The organism is Collinsella aerofaciens (assembly GCF_020709435.1).
Lineage (GTDB): Bacteria > Actinomycetota > Coriobacteriia > Coriobacteriales > Coriobacteriaceae > Collinsella > Collinsella aerofaciens_AU.
The window spans coordinates 1-323 of the sequence record NZ_JAJFDP010000058.1 but is presented as its reverse complement, the minus strand read 5'-3'; the positions used below and the strand labels follow the sequence as shown (position 1 = coordinate 323).

Annotated in this window: 1 protein-coding gene; it reads left to right on the top strand. The window is 77.4% G+C overall.

The genetic code is table 11. From position 1 onward, the window contains the following. Window positions 1–323: hypothetical protein (locus tag LK493_RS10125; RefSeq protein WP_227790933.1), on the top strand; the 323-nt coding region annotated here is incomplete at both ends.

The following is a 323-nucleotide window of genomic DNA, read 5'->3' as shown; positions in this document are numbered from 1 at the left end:
GCGCGGCGCCCCGGCAACCGGCCCGGCGGTGGAGAGGCGGCGGGAGGCCGGACTCACCACCGAGGCCCGGGCCTGCATCCCGAAGACGCGCCTCGAAAAGCTCGCGCTAAAGGCCGCGCGCGGCCGGACCCTCGAGCCGGCAGACCTCAGGGGGTGTCCCACGGCAGACCGGGCCTTCAGGCATGCGCCGTCGCCCGGTCCGGCCCTCGGGCGCGCCGCCGCGATGGCGACCCTGGTCGCCAGGGAAGCCACACGGGACGCCAGAGGACGCGACATGGGGGACGAGGCCGGCGAGAGGGCGCTGCGGCTCATCGCCGCGACCC